At 71.1% G+C, this 16,701-nt stretch carries 13 protein-coding genes; 8 read left to right on the forward strand and 5 right to left on the reverse strand.

Features of this window, described 5'->3' with window-relative positions:
- The first annotated feature begins 18 nt into the window (after positions 1-18).
- The 3 genes from HNR13_RS09365 (at position 19) to HNR13_RS09375 (ending at position 4,379) form a co-directional block, all read left to right on the forward strand.
- A complete protein-coding gene (locus tag HNR13_RS09365; protein WP_179605504.1) occupies positions 19-1,875 on the forward strand; it encodes a dipeptide ABC transporter ATP-binding protein in 1,857 nt (618 codons plus the stop codon).
- Between the two features lie 84 nt (positions 1,876-1,959).
- Positions 1,960-3,876, forward strand: coding sequence for a translational GTPase TypA (gene typA / locus HNR13_RS09370; protein ID WP_179605505.1), 1,917 nt, complete (start codon positions 1,960-1,962; stop codon positions 3,874-3,876).
- Between the two features lie 32 nt (positions 3,877-3,908).
- Complete coding sequence (locus HNR13_RS09375; RefSeq protein WP_179605506.1) at positions 3,909-4,379, forward strand: hypothetical protein; 471 nt, start codon at positions 3,909-3,911, stop codon at positions 4,377-4,379.
- A 148-nt stretch (positions 4,380-4,527) separates the two neighbouring features.
- On the opposite strand, the gene efeB is transcribed toward HNR13_RS09375, so the two are convergent.
- The 3 genes from efeB to efeU form a co-directional block, all read right to left on the reverse strand.
- Positions 4,528-5,775: an iron uptake transporter deferrochelatase/peroxidase subunit gene (gene efeB, locus HNR13_RS09380; RefSeq protein ID WP_179609297.1), complete on the reverse strand. Its 1,248-nt coding sequence runs from the start codon at positions 5,773-5,775 to the stop codon at positions 4,528-4,530.
- A gap of 83 nt (positions 5,776-5,858) precedes the next feature.
- Positions 5,859-7,040, reverse strand: coding sequence for an iron uptake system protein EfeO (gene efeO, locus HNR13_RS09385; RefSeq protein WP_179605507.1), 1,182 nt, complete (start codon positions 7,038-7,040; stop codon positions 5,859-5,861).
- 58 nt (positions 7,041-7,098) lie between these two features.
- Positions 7,099-7,983: an iron uptake transporter permease EfeU gene (efeU, locus tag HNR13_RS09390; protein WP_179605508.1), complete on the reverse strand. Its 885-nt coding sequence runs from the start codon at positions 7,981-7,983 to the stop codon at positions 7,099-7,101.
- A 99-nt stretch (positions 7,984-8,082) separates the two neighbouring features.
- Between efeU and HNR13_RS09395 the strand changes: the two genes are divergently transcribed.
- The 4 genes from HNR13_RS09395 (at position 8,083) to HNR13_RS09410 (ending at position 11,537) form a co-directional block, all read left to right on the forward strand.
- On the forward strand, positions 8,083-8,514 hold the full coding sequence (locus HNR13_RS09395; RefSeq protein WP_179605509.1) for a hypothetical protein: 432 nt from the start codon (positions 8,083-8,085) through the stop codon (positions 8,512-8,514).
- A gap of 40 nt (positions 8,515-8,554) precedes the next feature.
- The gene (fdxA, locus tag HNR13_RS09400) at positions 8,555-8,875 is read left to right on the forward strand and encodes a ferredoxin (protein WP_179605510.1); all 321 of its coding nucleotides are present in this window, start codon (positions 8,555-8,557) and stop codon (positions 8,873-8,875) included.
- Between the two features lie 14 nt (positions 8,876-8,889).
- Positions 8,890-10,044, forward strand: coding sequence for a succinyldiaminopimelate transaminase (dapC, locus tag HNR13_RS09405; RefSeq protein WP_179605511.1), 1,155 nt, complete (start codon positions 8,890-8,892; stop codon positions 10,042-10,044).
- 230 nt (positions 10,045-10,274) lie between these two features.
- Entirely contained in the window at positions 10,275-11,537 is a 1,263-nt protein-coding gene (locus tag HNR13_RS09410) for a citrate synthase (protein ID WP_179609306.1), read from the forward strand.
- A 59-nt stretch (positions 11,538-11,596) separates the two neighbouring features.
- Here the strand turns inward: HNR13_RS09410 and HNR13_RS09415 are convergent, their stop codons facing one another.
- Positions 11,597-14,212 (reverse strand): penicillin acylase family protein, encoded by a 2,616-nt coding sequence (locus HNR13_RS09415; protein WP_179605512.1) that lies wholly within the window; start codon positions 14,210-14,212, stop codon positions 11,597-11,599.
- Positions 14,213-14,348: 136 nt separating this feature from the next.
- A complete protein-coding gene (locus HNR13_RS09420) occupies positions 14,349-14,972 on the reverse strand; it encodes an SACE_7040 family transcriptional regulator (protein ID WP_179605513.1) in 624 nt (207 codons plus the stop codon).
- A 123-nt stretch (positions 14,973-15,095) separates the two neighbouring features.
- On the opposite strand from HNR13_RS09420, the gene HNR13_RS09425 reads away from it, so the two are divergent.
- On the forward strand, positions 15,096-16,697 hold the full coding sequence (locus HNR13_RS09425; RefSeq protein ID WP_382313241.1) for a carboxyl transferase domain-containing protein: 1,602 nt from the start codon (positions 15,096-15,098) through the stop codon (positions 16,695-16,697).
- Positions 16,698-16,701: the final 4 nt, after the last annotated feature.

Genomic DNA, 16,701 nt, shown 5'->3' on the forward strand with positions numbered 1-16,701 from the left:
CGAAAGGAACCACGAATCATGACCGAGAACACCACCGGTGGGGCCGGGGTCGTCGTCGGCGCCCCCGTGCTCGAGGTCACCGACCTGTCCGTCGACTTCGGCGTGGACAACGTCTGGGTGCCCGCGGCCAAGAAGCTGAACTACTCGATCAAGGCGGGCGAGGTGCTCGCCATCGTCGGCGAGTCCGGCTCCGGCAAGAGCGCGAGCTCGATGGCGATCCTCGACCTCCTGCCGCAGAACTCCCGCATCACGGGCTCGATCAAGCTGGAGGGGCGCGAGCTCACCGGCCTGACCCCGCAGCAGATGCGCCGGGTGCGCGGACGCCAGGTCGCCGTGATCTTCCAGGAGCCGATGACGGCGCTGAACCCGGTCTACACGGTCGGCTTCCAGATCGTGGAGACGCTGCGCATCCACTTCGGGATGTCGCCGCACGAGGCCAAGGAGCGCGCCCTGGAGCTGCTCGACATGGTCGAGCTGCCGGACCCCGTGAAGGCGTTCAACTCCTACCCGCACCAGCTCTCCGGCGGCCAGCGCCAGCGCGCGATGATCGCCCAGTCGATCTCCTGCGACCCGAAGCTGCTCATCGCCGACGAGCCGACCACGGCGCTCGACGTGACGGTTCAGGCCGAGATCCTGGAGCTCATCCGCAGCCTGCGCGACCGCCTCGACAGCGCGATCCTGCTGATCACGCACGACATGGGCGTCGTCGCCGACCTGGCCGACAACATCGTCGTGATGCGCAAGGGCGACATCGTCGAGACCGGCACGGTCAAGGAGGTCTTCGACGCCCCGCAGCACCCGTACACGATCGCTCTGCTCGACGCCGTCCCGCACCTGGGCCAGCGCGAGGACGAGGAGATCGACACGACCGCCGCTCTCGCCGCCGGCACCGAGAACCCGGACGAGGAGTACGCCGAGCGCATCCGCGTCAACGAGCGCATCGCCGCCGCGGCTGCCGAGAAGGCGGAGATGGACAAGCGGAAGGTCGTCGTCGACTTCGAGAAGGTCGCCATCGAGTACCCGAAGCACGGCCGCGTCCCCGCGTTCCGCGCCGCGACCGACATCGACCTGGCCATCCACGAGGGCGAGGTCGTCGGCCTGGTGGGCGAGTCCGGCTCGGGCAAGACCACGCTCGGCCGCGCCGCGATCGGCCTGCTGCCGATCCACTCCGGCAAGCTCGTGGTCGCCGGGCAGGACATCAGCAAGGCGGGCCGCGACGAGATCCGCAAGCTGCACCGCAACGTCGGCATCGTCTTCCAGGACCCGTCGTCGTCGCTGAACCCGCGCCTGCAGATCGCCGACTCGATCGGCGAGCCGCTGCGCCTGGCGAAGGGCCTCAAGGGCGCCGGCCTGGCGAAGGAGGTCGACCGCCTCCTCGACAGCGTCGAACTGCCGCGCGCCTACCGCAGCCGCTTCCCGCACGAGCTCTCCGGCGGCCAGAAGCAGCGCGTCGGCATCGCCCGCGCGCTGTCGCTGAAGCCGCAGGTCCTGATCGCCGACGAGCCGACCTCCGCGCTCGACGTGTCGGTGCAGGCGCGCGTGCTGGAGCTCATGCAGCAGCTGCAGCGCGAGATGAACTTCGCGTGCCTGTTCATCACCCACGACCTGGCCGTCATCGACGTGCTCGCCGACCGCATCGCCGTGATGCACCACGGCGCCCTGGTCGAGGTCGGCACCCGCGACGAGATCCTCCGCTACCCGAAGGAGGCCTACACGCAGCGCCTCCTCGCCGCGGTGCCGCTGCCCGACCCGGAGCAGCAGCGCGCCCGCCGCGCCCTGCGGCTGGAGCTGCTGGCCGCGGGCTCGGACGAGGTCGTGCCGGTCAACGAGGGGCTCCCGCAGGAGCCGGAGCCGCCGGTGGCGCAGGGGCTGTAGTCCCGCGACGGAAGGAGGGGAACGGATCCACGCTAGAATGGACCGTTCCCCTTTTTCTTTCTGACGAGAGTCGAGCCTTCACGCATGTCCGAGAACGCCGTCGCCCACCGCGACGATCTGCGCAACGTCGCGATCGTGGCCCACGTCGACCACGGCAAGACCACGCTGGTCGACGCCATGCTGCGGCAGACCAACTCGTTCGGCGACCACGAGCACGTCGAGGAGCGTGCCATGGACTCCAACGAGCTGGAGCGTGAGAAGGGCATCACGATCCTCGCCAAGAACACGGCGATCTCCTACAACGGCACGCACGCCCCGAACGGCCCGATCACGATCAACGTGATCGACACCCCCGGCCACGCCGACTTCGGCGGCGAGGTCGAGCGCGGCCTGTCGATGGTCGACGGCGTCGTCCTGCTCGTGGACGCGTCGGAGGGCCCGCTGCCGCAGACCCGCTTCGTGCTGCGCAAGGCGCTGGAGGCGAAGCTCCCGGTCATCCTGGCTGTCAACAAGACCGACCGCGGCGACGCCCGCATCGGGGAGGTCGTGGAGGAGAGCCAGGACCTGCTGCTCGGCCTCGCGTCCGACCTCGCCGACGACGTGCCCGACCTCGACCTCGACGCCGTGCTCGACGTGCCGGTCGTCTACGCGTCCGGCCGCGCCGGCGCGGCGAGCCGCAACCGTCCCGCCAACGGCGAGCTGCCGGACAACGACGACCTGGAGCCGCTGTTCGAGGCCATCCTGGAGCACATCCCGGCCCCGACGTACGACCCCGAGGCCCCGCTGCAGGCGCACGTCACCAACCTGGACGCCTCGCCGTTCCTCGGCCGCCTCGCGCTGCTGCGCATCTTCAACGGCACGCTCAAGAAGGGCCAGACGGTCGCCTGGGTGCGCCACGACGGCGACGTCCACAACGTCCGCGTCACCGAGCTCCTGATGACGAAGGCACTGGACCGCTACCCGGCCGAGTCCGCCGGCCCCGGCGACATCGTCGCCGTCGCCGGCTTCGCCGACATCATGATCGGCGACACCCTCGCCGACCCGGAGGACGTGCGCCCGCTGCCGGCCATCCACGTCGACGACCCCGCGATCTCGATGACGATCGGCACCAACACCTCGCCGCTGGTCGGCAAGGTGAAGGGCCACAAGCTGACCGCCCGCATGGTGAAGGACCGCCTCGACCGCGAGCTCATCGGCAACGTGTCGCTGCGCGTCCTCGACATCGGCCGCCCGGACGCGTGGGAGGTGCAGGGCCGCGGCGAGCTGGCGCTGGCCATCCTGGTCGAGCAGATGCGCCGCGAGGGCTACGAGCTGACCGTCGGGAAGCCGCAGGTGGTCACCCGCAAGGTCGACGGCCGCACCCAGGAGCCGTACGAGCACCTCACCATCGACATCCCCGAGGAGCACCTCGGCGCGATCACGCAGCTCCTCGCCGCCCGCAAGGGCCGCATGGAGAACATGCACAACCACGGCACCGGCTGGGTCCGCATGGAGTTCATCGTCCCGTCGCGCGGCCTCATCGGCTTCCGCACCGAGTTCCTGACCACCACCCGCGGCACCGGCATCGCCAACGCGATCTCGCACGGCTACGACGAGTGGGCCGGCAGCATCGTGACCCGCAGCAACGGCTCCATCGTGGCCGACCGCTCCGGCGTGGTCACGCCGTACGCGATCATCCAGCTGCAGGAGCGCATGACCTTCTTCGTGAACCCCACCGAGGAGGTCTACGAGGGCATGGTCATCGGCGAGAACTCGCGCGCCGACGACATGGACGTGAACATCACCAAGGAGAAGAAGCTCACCAACATGCGCTCCTCCACGGCCGACACGTTCGAGTCGATGACGCCCTCGCGCCAGCTCACGCTGGAGGAGTGCCTGGAGTTCGCCCGCGAGGACGAGTGCGTGGAGGTCACCCCGGAGGCCGTGCGCATCCGCAAGGTCGAGCTCGACGCGACCGCCCGCGGCCGTGCCGCGGCGCGGCTCAAGCGCCAGGACGCCTGACCGATCGACTCGGCCGCGCGCATAATCGACTCATGAGACGTTCGCGCCTGGTCGCGCTGCCGGTCGCGGCCCTCCTCCTGCTGGGGGCCGTGCCGGCGCTCGCGGGCTGCAGCTTCCAGACCGTCGTGAAGGACGTCACCGGCGGCAACGTCGACCTCGGCGGCAACAAGGTCCCGTCCGGCTTCCCGTCGTCGGTCCCGCTCTACAAGGGCGCCGTCGTGTTCGGCGCGAGCGTGGGCAGCGGCCGCGGCACGGTCTGGAACGTGACCGTGAAGGTGAAGGACGCCGCGGCGTACCAGGACATCGCCAAACAGCTCACCGACGCCGGCTTCAGCGGCCAGTTCGGCGCGCAGGGACCGGACGGCGGCGGGACCGGCACGTTCGCGAACGACCAGTACGGCGTCCTCGTCGTCGTCACCGACGCCGGCAGCAACGGCTGGGTCGCCAACTACTCGGTGTCGCGCGCCGGCGTGGAGTCGCCGTCGCCGACCGCGACGCCCTAGCTGCCGCCACATTCGTGACGAATGTCGCGAATCGCGCCGTGTTTCCCACGATTCGTGACGAATGTGGGAGGGGCCTTGCGGGGGTCCTTCGTGACGAATGTCGCGAATCGCGCCGCGTTTCCCACGATTCGTGACGAATGTGCGGGCGCTACGCGAAGAGCCCCGCGCCCACGTACGATCCCTCGCGCGCGCCCGGCGGGACCGCGAACACCGCGGAGCCGACGTGCTTGACGTACTCGTTCATTGCGTCGTTCCTGGCGAGCCGGTTCTGGATCGGGATGAACTGCTTGCGCGGGTCGCGCTGGAACGCGATGAAGAACAGCCCGGCGTTGAGCCGGCCGAGCTCGTCGTTGCCGTCCACGAAGTTGTAGCCGCGGCGGAGCAGCTGGGCCCCGTCGTTCATCGTGGGGTGCGCGAGCCGGACGTGCGCGTCCGGGTCGATCTTGGTGCCGCCGGTCGGCGACAGTGCCAGGAAGTTCGGGTCGCTGAACTCGGTGCCGCCGGAGAGCGGAGCGCCCTCGCCCTTGTCGCGGCCGATGATGCGCTCCTGCTCGCCGAGCTGCTGCCGGTCCCAGGTCTCGATGACCATGCGGATCTTGCGCGCGACCAGGTACGAGCCGCCGTGCATCCACGCGGCCCCGTCGGCGGCGTCCGCCCAGACCTGGGCGTCGACCACCTTCGGGTCCTCCGCCTTGATGTTCGCGGTGCCGTCCTTGAAGCCGAAGAGGTTGCGCGCCGTGGTCTGGCTGCGGGAGGTGGACGAGGTGCGGCCGAAGCCGAGCTGCGACCACCGGATGGCCGCCCGCCCGAACGCGATGCGCGACAGGTTGCGGATCGCGTGCACGGCCACCTGTGGGTCCTCGCTGCAGGCCTGCACGCACAGGTCGCCGCCGGTCAGCGTGTCGAGGAGCGCGTCGCCCGGGAAGCGCGGCAGGTCGACCAGCGCTGCGGGCCGCTTGCCGGCGAGCCCGAACCGGTCGGTGCCATCGGCGGCGGTGAAGAGGGTGGGACCGAAGCCGAAGGTCAGGGTGAGACCGCCCGGCGGAAGGTCGAGCGCCTCGCCGGTGTCGTCCGGCGGAGCGTCGACGGGGCCCGAGGCCGGCCCGTACTTCCCGGCCGGCCTGCCCTGCGTCATCCGGGCGGCGGCGACCGTCCAGTCCTGCAGCAGCTCGATCAGGCCCGCGCGGTCGAGGCTCTGCGCGACGTCGAAGGCCGCGAAGTGCAGGCGGTCCTGCACCGGGGTGACGATGCCGGCCTGGTTCGCGCCGTAGAACGGGTAGGTCGCGCCGGTGGCGGAGGACGCCACGGCGTGGCCGACGGCCGCTCCCGCGCCGAAGCCGACCACGCCGGCGCCCACGGCGGCTCCGGCGAGGCCGAGCATGCCTCGGCGGGACAGTCCGGACCGCCCGGCGCCCTTCTCCGGCGTCGACTGCTGCTCTGCGGCGGCCTCCGCCGCGGCGTTCTGCTCCGTCACGGGTCCTACTTGACCAGGATCGAGGTGAGCTGGCTGAGCGGCTCGCTCAGGGCGTTGACCGAGTCGGAGAGCTCCTTGACCTGCGCCGTGGAGAGCTCGGTGTAGCTCACGAAGCCGTCGCCGGAGCGGTACTGCGCCAGGAGCTTGTCGATGGTCGCGAACTCGCTGTCGAGCTTCTTCGCGGTGGCCTTCCCGGTCGCGCCCTTCTCGAGCAGCACGGCGCGCACGTTGCCGTAGGCGACGTCGGCGCCCTCCACGTTGGCCTGGAAGTCCCACAGGTCGGTGTGCGAGAAGACCTCCTCCTCGCCGGAGATCTTGGTGCGCGAGACCTCCTCCATGAGCCCCGCGGCGCCGTTGGAGATCTGGTCGAGGGTCAGGGTGAAGTCCTTCGCGTGCACGAGGTCGTACAGCTTCTGGGTGTCGGCGACCAGCTGGTCGGCGAGCACCGCGCGGCCGGCGGGGTCGGAGGGCGTGAAGCCGGCCGGAGCCCACAGGTCCTTCTCGATGCGATGCCAGCCGGTCCAGTTCTGGCCCTGCTCGAGGTCGGCCTCGCGGAGGTCGAGGGCCGGGTCGATGTCGCCGAACTGCTCGGCCGTCGGCTCGATGCGCTCGTAGTAGGTGCGCGTCGCGGGGTACTGCGCGCGCGCCGCCGCGTCGTCCCCGGCCTTGTAGGCCGCGGCGAAGGTCTGCGTCGCCGTGAGCAGCTGGCCCGCCTGGTCCTTGACGTAGCTGACGTAGTTGGCGACGGCCTGAGCGACCTGCTTGCTCTCGCTCGGCGACTTCTCGTCGGCCGCGCCTTTGGTCACGGTGAACGGCGCGAGCGAGGTCGGGCTGCCGACCATGCCCTTCTTGCAGGCGGTGTAGTAGCTGCCCTCGGCCAGCTGGACCACGTAGTTGACGGTCGTGCCCGGGCCAATGTTCTCCTTCTCGCCGGCGATGCGGAGCTTGTCCGGGGCGAGCACCTCGAACTCGTTGACGTCGCTGCCGGTGTTGGTGATCTGGAAGGTGATCGGCCCGGCGGGCGCGGTCGCGGTCTTCACGGTGCAGGAGGTGTCGGTGAGCGTCACCTGGACGGCCTCCGCCTCGGCGACCGCCTTGTTGGGGACGCAGCCGGTGAGGGCGAGGGCGACGGCGGCGGCGCCGGCCAGGGAGCCGGCGATCGGACCGAGGTGACGGGGTCGGGGCATGGGGGTGCTGCGCTTTCTGCTCTGGTGCATGCGGAGGAGGGCCGGAGTGGGCCGGAGGTCAGGAGTGGACGGCGGTGTGCGACGCGGTGGACGGCGCCGCCTCGGACGGCTTCGGCGCGGGACCGGCCGCCGGGCGGGCGTGCGCGGCGCGGTGCTGGCGGACGTAGAAGAACGTCACGACCGCGATGTAGCCGATCCAGCCCACGACCTGCAGCCAGGTGGGCGACGGGTTGAAGTTGAGGATCCCTGCGAGGGCGGTGCCGTACCAGCTCGACGCCGGGATGAACCCGCTGATGTCGTAGGCGTGCACGCCGGAGCCCGGCAGGACACCGGCGTCCTGCAGGTCGCCGATGCCGTAGGCGAGCACGCCACCCGCGACCAGGATGAGGAACGCGCCGGTCCAGGTGAAGAACGACCCGAGGTTGATCTTAAGCATGCCGCGGTAGAGCAGGAAGCCGAGGACCGCCGCCGTGACCAGGCCCAGGACGGCGCCGATGACCGGCTCCCAGCCGCCGCCGATGCTGGCGACGGTGGCCCAGACGAAGAGCGCGGTCTCGATGCCCTCGCGGCCCACGCTCAGCATGGCGAGGATCACGACGCCCCAGCCGGCGCCGACGAGCACGGAGTCGAGCCGGTTCTGGAGGGTGGACTTCATGCTGCGGGCGGTCCTGCCCATCCAGAAGATCATCCAGGTGACGAAGCCGACCGCGATGAGCGAGAGTGTGCCGCCGACGATCTCCTGCGCCTCGAAGCTGAGGCCGTAGGGGCCCCAGGTGAGCAGCGCCCCGATCCCGAGCGGCACGATCAGCGCGATGCCGACGCCCACCCAGAGCTTCGAGAGGACGTCCCGCCGTCCGACCTTGACCACGTAGGCGACGAGGATGGTGACGATGAGCGCCATTTCGAGGCCTTCGCGGAGGCCGATCAGGTAGTTCGCGAGCACAGAGGACCTTCGGCTGGAGGGGTGGGATGTTGGTAAGGCTAACCTTACCTGCTCGACTCTAGAACACCTCCGGCCGATGTGTCCAGCTAGGATTCGAGCATGCTGAGCCGGATCGTCAACGCCATCCTGCTGGTCGTCGCGGGAGCGGTGATCGGCGGGATCGGGACGATCGCGCACCAGATCACGGTCGACTGGGGCGGCGTCGACATCCCGCTCGGGCTGGTCGCCTCGCTGCTCTGCTTCACGGCTCTCCTGGTCGGATTGCGCCTGCTCGGCGACTCCCGCTGGCCCGCGCTCTGCGCCGCGCTCGGGACCATCGCCGTCATCCTGCTGTTCACCCAGCAGAGCCCCGGCGGCTCGGTGCTGATCCCGAACAACCCGATGGGCGTGGTCTGGCTCGTCGGCCCGATCCTGATCGCCGCGATCGTCGTCGCCTGGCCGGACGTCCGCGGCGGCCTGCCGGCCCGGGACCGCCGCACGGCCCCGGCTGTGGCGGAGCACGGCGGGCACCGCCCGGACGGCCTAAGCTAGGGGAGTACCCGCCGCCGTTTCGAAGGGAACCGGAACCACAGTGACCTATGTCATCGCCCTCCCGTGCGTCGATGTGAAAGACCGCGCCTGCATCGACGAATGCCCCGTCGACTGCATCTACGAGGGCGAGCGATCGCTGTACATACACCCCGACGAATGCGTCGACTGCGGCGCCTGCGAGCCGGTCTGCCCGGTCGAGGCGATCTACTACGAGGACGACCTCCCCGAGGAGTGGGCCGACTACTACAAGGCCAACGTCGAGTTCTTCGACGACGTCGGCTCGCCCGGCGGCGCGGCCAAGGTGGGCGTGATCGCCAAGGACCACCCGATCATCGCCGCCCTGCCTCCGCAGGCCCACTGACGTGGCGCGCTGACATGGCGCTCGGAGAGCTGCCCGACTACCCCTGGGATCTCATGGCGCCGTACGCGGCGCGCGCCCGCGCTGCCGTGCCGTTCGGCGACGGCTCCGGGATCGTCGACCTCTCGATCGGCTCGCCCGTCGACCCGACCCCTGCGCTGATCCGCGACGCGCTCGCCGAGGCGACCGACGCGCACGCGTACCCGCAGACCGTCGGCACGCCCGCCCTGCGCGAGGCGATCGCCGCCTGGTTCGCCCGCCGGCGCGGCGTCACGGGGCTCGCCCCGGAGGAGGTGCTTCCGACGATCGGCTCCAAGGAGCTCGTCGCCTTCCTGCCGTTCTTCCTCGGGCTGGGCGAGGGCGACGCCGTCGTGCACCCGCGCGCGGCGTACCCGACCTACGCGATCGGCGCGGCGTTCGCGGGCGCCGAGGCGGTCGCGAGCGACGACCCCGCGCAGTGGCCGGAGAACACCCGCCTGGTCTGGCTGAACAGCCCGGGCAATCCCGACGGCCGGGTGCTGTCCGTGGAGGACCTGCGGGCCGCCGTCGCCCGGGCCAGGGAGCTGGGCGCGGTCGTGGCGGGCGACGAGTGCTACGCCGAGCTCGGCTGGGACGCGCCGTGGGACGCCGCCCCCACCCCCAGCGTGCTGGACCCGCGCGTGGTCGGCGACGACCGCAGCGGCGTGCTCGCCGTGTACTCGCTGAGCAAGCAGTCGAACCTCGCCGGCTACCGGGCCGCGTTCATCGCGGGCGACCGCGGGCTGATCGCACGTCTCACCACGGTGCGCAAGCACGCCGGGCTGATGCTGCCGTCGCCGCTGCAGGCCGCGATGGTCGTCGCGCTCGGCGACGACGCGCACGTGGCCGACCAGCGGGAGCGCTACCGGGCCCGGCGCGCGCTGCTGAAGCCCGCGCTGGAGGCCGCAGGCTTCCGCATCGACCGCAGCGAGGCGGGCCTCTACCTGTGGGCGACCGAGGGACGCGACGCCTGGGAGAGCATCGGCCGGCTCGCCGACCTCGGCATCCTGGCCGGACCCGGCGTCTTCTACGGCGACCACTACCCGGAGCACGTGCGCCTGTCGCTGACCGCCACCGACGAGCGGATCGCCGCCGCGGCATCCCGGCTGCGGTCCTTTGGAGACACCCTCGCTGCGTTTGGAGACACCCTCTAAAGGAGCCCCGCAGCCTTTGCTCGATGCGACAGTAGCCGCGCGGGTTGGCTAGGCTGTACCAGCACGGCTTCACTGCGTCGCCGACACGATCGGCACGCGAAGCATCCCAATCCCACCCAGGAGGCGTTGTGAGCGGACTCGGCACCGAGCAGGCCGGCACCGAGCGGACCGGCGCCGCTCAGCCGCAGGCGGAGCAGCGCGGACCCGCCCAGGAGGCGGCCGTCGCCGAGCTGCGCTACCCGGGTGGCGTCGCGGAGTTCCCGATCCTGCCGAGCACGCAGGGCGCGTCGAGCATCGACCTCTCCAGCCTGACCCGCCAGACCGGGCTGACCAGCCTGGACTACGGCTTCGTCAACACGGCCGCCACGCGCTCGGCCATCACCTACATCGACGGCGACGCGGGCATCCTGCGCTACCGCGGCTACCCGATCGAGCAGGTGGCCGAGAACTCGACCTTCCTCGAAGTCGCCTGGCTGCTCATCCACGGCGAGCTGCCGACCCCGGCCGAGCTGGCCGACTTCGACGACCGCATCCGCCGCCACACGCTCCTGCACGAGGACCTGCGCAGCTTCTTCAGCGCCCTCCCGCACGACGCGCACCCGATGTCGGTGCTCTCCAGCGCCGTGTCGGCCCTCTCGACCTTCTACCAGGACTCGCTCAGTGTCAGCGACCCGGAGCAGGTGGAGCTCTCGACCGTCCGCCTCCTCGCCAAGCTCCCCGTGATCGCGGCCTACGCGCACAAGAAGAGCATCGGCCAGGCGTTCCTCTACCCGGACAACTCGCTGAGCTTCGTGGACAACTTCCTGCGGCTCAACTTCGGCACCCTCGCCGAGCCGTACGAGGTGAACCCGGTGCTGTCCCGCGCGCTGGAGCGCCTCCTCATCCTCCACGAGGACCACGAGCAGAACGCGTCCACCTCGACGGTCCGCCTCGTCGGCTCGACCCAGGCGAACCTGTTCGCCTCCGTGTCGGCCGGCATCAACGCGCTCTACGGACCGCTGCACGGCGGCGCGAACGAGGCCGTCCTGCAGATGCTCGCGAACATCCGCGACTCGGGCGAGAGCGTCCAGAAGTTCGTCGAGCGGGTCAAGAACAAGGAGTCCGGCGTCAAGCTGATGGGCTTCGGGCACCGCGTCTACAAGAACTTCGACCCGCGCGCCAAGCTCGTCAAGCAGTCCGCCGACGAGGTGCTCGCCGCCCTCGGCGTGCACGACCCGCTGCTCGACATCGCGAAGGAGCTCGAGGAGGTCGCGCTCGCCGACCAGTACTTCGTCGACCGCCGCCTCTACCCGAACGTCGACTTCTACACCGGGGTGATCTACAAGGCGATGGGCTTCCCGACCCGGATGTTCACCGTGCTGTTCGCGATCGGCCGCCTCCCCGGCTGGATCGCGCACTGGCGCGAGATGACCCAGGACCCGAGCACCAAGATCGGCCGTCCGCAGCAGCTCTACGTCGGGGACGTCGAGCGCAACTGGCCGACCGGCCGCTGAGCGCCCTGAGCCGAGGGCCTCGGCTCCGACCGCCTCGCCTCCAGCCGCCGCGGCGGCGGTCAGGGCGTGAGGGTGAGGGTCTGATCCGCCGCCGCGCGGACCGCCTTCGCTGAGAACGGCCACGGCCGGGTCTCGCCGACCGCCCAGAGCGCGGCCTGATCGGCGTAGTGCGCGTCGAAGGCGTGCCCGGAGGCTCCCGTGAGGTTGATCCAGGTGCTGCGGTCGACGTCGCCGAGGTCGACGACCATCCGCATCGACGGCGCGCGGTCGACCTGATAGCCGGCCGACGCGTCCCAGCCGGTCGCGTCCACCACGCTCGAACCTCCGCTGAGCGGGTACGGCCCGCGGTTGAAGAGCCACTCGATCGGGGCGACGCCGGACGAGCCGAAGGACGCGTTCCTGAGCTCCAGGGTGTGCAGGCGGTCCCAGCGCCAGCCTTTCGGGTCGCCGCCGAGGGTGCTCTCGGCCTCCTTCCAGGCCTGGTTCGCCGCGTAGGCGATCATGTCGTCGCGGTCGCCCGTGCCGAGGCGGCTGTCCGCCCACCAGGCCGAGTCGGGCTGCTTCACCAGCGACTGCACGACCTGGAACCAGCGGTCGCCGCCGATCGGCGGCGCCGACGCGGGGAGCTTGCGGCCGAACGCGTCCGCCAGCAGGGTCTTCCAGAACACCGCGAAGTAGGCCGCGGCGGCGCTGTCGCCGTCGTCGTGGTAGTCCCAGTGCCGCAGCAGCGCCGCGCCCTTGGCGACGCCGGAGGTCGGGTCCGCCTTCGAGCCGATGGCGACGACGAGGGGAGCGAGCGTGGCCGCGCTCGCATCGTAGGTGTCCGCCTGGATGGCGGACATGTCCTTCGCCGTGACCGTGTGTCCCGCGTCGAGCAGCTTCGTCAGCCGGAGCTGGATCTGGTTCGCGCGGTACCCGGCGTCCCAGTCCTGCGTGATCATCGCGGGGAACTGCGGTCCGACCGCGGCGTTGTTGGCCGTGACGATGTAGCCGCTCGGCGGGTTGAGGACGCTCGGCAGCTGCTCGTAGGGGATCGTCCCCACCCAGCCGTACTCGCTGGTCCAGCCCGGTACCGGGACCGTCCCGTCGCCCTTCGCGCGGACCGGGATCAGCCCGGGCGCCTGGTAGCCGATGTTGCCGTCCACGTCCGCGTAGAGCAGGTTCTGCGACGGCACCTGGAAGGAGGCCGCGGCCGCGTGGAAGCTCGCCCAGTCGTGGGCGGCGTCGAAGGCGAAGATCGCGTTCGCGGTGGGCCCGGGAGTGAGCGCCGTCCACTGCAGCGAGAGCTGGAACTCCTGTGCGGGGACGCCGAGCTTGCCGGCCTGGTCCTTCGCGATCACGTCGTAGCCGTCGCTGAGGTCGGTGATGATCGGCCCGTGCCGGGTCGACCGGACGGTGATCCGCACGTCCGGGCCGCCCGCGACCCGGATGGTCTCGTGCCGGATCGTCAGCGGCTCCTGCTTTCCGTCGTACTCGTAGCTGCTCCCGCTGACCTTCTCGACGTAGAGGTCGGCCACGTCCGGCCCGAGGTTGGTGAACCCCCAGGCGATGCGGGCGTTGTGGCCGATGATGACGCCGGGGAGGCCGGAGAAGCTGAACCCGGCGACGTCGAACGGGCACGCCGCGTCGACGACCGCGCAGTGCAGACCGACCTGGTACCAGACCGAGGGCATCACCACTCCGAGGTGCGGGTCGTTGGCGAGCAGCGGCTTGCCGGTCGCGGTGTGGGCCCCGGAGACCACCCACGAGTTCGAGCCGATGTCGTCTCCTGCCGGGCCCATCAGGGTCGGCAGGGCGTCGAGGCTCGTGGCCACCTGCTCCAGCCGGTCCCGGTACTGCGGGGTGGGCACGGCGGCGAGCGCGGCCGTGGCGTCGGCGTCTCCGGGCGCGGAGGCCGACGGCGTCGCGCCGGCCGGGGCGGCGTCCGGGGTCACCGTGGTGGGGGAGCCGCCGCCCAGCGCGGTGATCGTGGGGTGCGCGCTGTAGTCGTAGCCGGGGTGCAGGTCGGCGACCTGCTGCGGGGTGAGCTTGGTGGCCAGCAGGGCGCGGTCGATCTCGTCCTCCAGGTTGGAGCGGAGGTCCCAGGCCATCGCCTTGAGCCACGCGATCGAGTCGGCCGGGGTCCACTTCTCCGGGTGGTAGCCGGGGTTCTGGATGCCGAGGATCGCGTACTCCAGCGACAGCTGGGCCCCGGAGTGCGCGGCCAGGTAGGCGTTCACGCCGTCCGCGTAGTCCTGGTAGTAGCGCAGCGACGTCTTGTCGAGCAGCTTCACCTCCTGCTCGGCGACGTCGCGCCAGCCGAGCGTGCGGATGAAGGTGTCGGTCGGCAGCTGGCTCGCGCCGAAGAGCTCGGAGAGCCGGCCGGAGGTGACGTGCCGGCGGAAGTCCATCTCCCAGAACCGGTCCTGGGCGTGCACGTAGCCCTGGGCGCGGAACAGGTCGTCGGCGGTGCGCGCGGTGATCTGCGGGACGCCCGCGGTATCGCGCGCGACGGTCACCGGAGCGCTCAGCCCGCTCAGCGTCAGTGTGCCGGAGGTCTGCGGGAACGACCGCGTGACGGTCCACACCGCGACGCCGCCGGCGAGGAGGACGAGCACGAGCAGCACGGCGAGGGCGACTCCGAGGGTGCGCAGCACGCGGTGGTGCAGCCTCAGCCGGGGAGTGTCGTCGCCCACCTCGCTCCTCACCTCGAGTCCGTCGCGGCGTCACCCGCGCGTCTACGGACTCTAACCCACCGAGGTGTCGTCGCCGAGAGGCGGCGCGGGGCGGCGCACGGGCCGGCTGGAGGCCTGGGCGAGGCCGGCCGGGAGGTCAGCGCGAGGTCAGCGCCGCCCAGGCCATCCGCTCGAGCACCGGGCGCACGCTGGCGTCCGTGCTGTGCGCGGCGCCGCCGCGGGCGGAGTGCGGCGTGGAGTTGATGAGGCCGAAGGTGGCCTGCACGCGCACGCGGAGCTCGTCCGCGGCGAGCGACGGGTGCAGCTCGCCGAGCACGCGCATCCACAGCTCGATGTAGCGGCGCTGCAGGGTGCGGACGGCCCGGCGCTCGTCCGGGGCGAGGGCGTCGAGGTCCCGGTCCTGGACCCGGATGGTGTCGGCCTCGGCGAGCGCGAAGTCGACGTGGAAGGCGATCAGGCCGCGCAGGGCGCCCGCGGGGTCGGCCGCCTCCTCCTCCACCGCATTGCCGCCGTCGAGGAGGTTCTCGCTGACGCCGACCAGGAGCGCGGCCAGCACGGCCTGCTTGGACGCGAAGTGCCGGTACACCGCGGGACCGCTGACGCCGGCGGCGGCGCCCAGGTCTTCGATCGAGACGCCATTGAAGCCGCGCTCGGCGAACAGGCCCGCCGCGGCCGCGAGCAGTGCGGCGCGCCGGTCGGCCTTGGCCTGACTGCGCTGCGTCGGGCGGGCGAGCGGGTCGGCCGGTGCGGTCTCGGTCATTTCTCGTGCACTCCAGGGAGCGGGCTGGACAATCGGGTTAATGAACACTAACCTAAATTCGAGTTAGTGACCACTAACTCATGTCGACGAGGACACGGGAGCACGATGCCTGCCCTGAGCACGATGCCCGACCGGAACGCGAGCGCCGGCACGACCGAGCCGGCGGGGAACGACGCCGCCCAGCGCGCCCTGGTGGCCGACCTCCGCGAACGCCTCGCGGTCGCCGCGGCCGGCGGTCCGGAGCGCGCCCGCGAGCGCCACGTCGCCCGCGGCAAGCTGCTGCCGCGCGACCGCATCGACGCACTGCTGGACGAGGGCAGCCCGTTCCTGGAGATCGCCCCGCTGGCCGCGACCGGGATGTACGGCGACGAGAGCCCGGCGGCCGGGCTGATCGCCGGCATCGGCCTGGTCGAGGGCCGCCACGTGATGATCGTCTGCAACGACGCGACGGTGAAGGGCGGCACCTACTACCCGATGACCGTCAAGAAGCACCTCCGGGCGCAGGAGATCGCACTGGAGAACCGCCTCCCCTGCGTCTACCTGGTCGACTCCGGCGGCGCCTTCCTGCCGATGCAGGACGAGGTGTTCCCCGACCGCGACCACTTCGGCCGCATCTTCTACAACCAGTCCCGGCTCTCCGCCGCCAAGATCCCGCAGATCGCCGCGGTGCTCGGCTCCTGCACAGCCGGGGGCGCCTACGTCCCGGCCATGAGCGACGAGACGGTCATCGTCCGCAACCAGGGCACCATCTTCCTCGGCGGACCGCCGCTGGTGAAGGCCGCGATCGGCGAGATCGTCACCGCCGAGGAGCTCGGCGGCGGCGACCTCCACGCCCGCACCTCCGGCGTGGTCGACCACCTGGCGGAGGACGACGAGCACGCGCTCGGGATCGTCCGGGAGATCGTCGCGACCCTCCCGCGGCCCGCCGCTCCGGCTTGGGAGGTGCTGGCCACCCGCGCCGCGATCGCCGACCAGGAGGAGCTCTACGGCGTCGTCCCGGTCGACGTGCAGGCGCCGTACGACGTGCACGAGGTCATCATCCGACTGGTGGACGCCGGGGAGTTCAGCGAGTTCAAGCCGGAGTACGGCACCACGCTGGTGACCGGCTTCGCGCACCTCCACGGCCACCCGATCGGGATCGTCGCCAACAACGGCGTGCTGTTCAGCGAGTCGGCGCTCAAGGGCGCGCACTTCATCGAGCTCTGCGACCAGCGCGGCATCCCGCTGGTGTTCCTGCAGAACATCTCCGGCTTCATGGTCGGCCGCGACTACGAGGCCGGCGGCATCGCCAAGAACGGCGCCAAGATGGTCACCGCGGTCGCCACCACCCGGGTGCCGAAGCTCACGGTCGTGATCGGCGGCTCCTTCGGCGCGGGCAACTACTCGATGTGCGGCCGGGCCTACTCGCCGCGGTTCCTCTGGATGTGGCCGGCCTCCCGAATCTCGGTGATGGGCGGCCAGCAGGCGGCCAGCGTGCTCGCCACCGTCAAGCGCGACCAGCTGGACGCGCGCGGCGAGGAGTGGAGCGCGGAGGACGAGGCCGCCTTCCGAGCGCCGATCGCCGCGCAGTACGAGGACCAGGGCAACCCGTATTACTCGACCGCCCGGCTCTGGGACGACGGCGTGATCGACCCCGCCGACACCCGCACGGTGCTGGGGCTGGCGCTCGACGTCTGCTCCCGCGCGCCGCTGCCCGACACGGCCTTCGGCCTCTTCCGGATGTGATGAC

The sequence above is a fragment of the Leifsonia shinshuensis genome (assembly GCF_013410375.1).
GTDB lineage: Bacteria > Actinomycetota > Actinomycetes > Actinomycetales > Microbacteriaceae > Leifsonia > Leifsonia shinshuensis.